Annotated in this window: 1 pseudogene; it reads right to left on the minus strand. The window is 32.7% G+C overall.

Annotated features, from left to right (window positions below):
* Nucleotides 1-272, minus strand: a pseudogene (locus C9J35_RS23900) (DinB family protein); the annotation flags it as partial.

The following is a 272-nucleotide window of genomic DNA, read 5'->3' on the forward strand; positions in this document are numbered from 1 at the left end:
ATCTCTAACAACCATTCATATCGTGAGTATGTAACACCCCAATAAGAAGTAACTTCCTCTTGAAGTTCGACTTCTGTGAAATTCATAAATTTATCTTCTAAAAATTGATGATTTTTTATCAATGCTTCTTTAATCTCATTTAGACTTTTATATGAAACACTTGAATAAAATTTGTTCATCTTGTCTTGAGATGCCCCGTCCGAAATAAGCGAATCCGCTTCACAAATAATAGCAATATGTTCTAACAGCTCTCCTATGGACTGCTTATTAGG

This window comes from Lysinibacillus parviboronicapiens (assembly GCF_003049575.1).
GTDB lineage: Bacteria > Bacillota > Bacilli > Bacillales_A > Planococcaceae > Lysinibacillus > Lysinibacillus parviboronicapiens.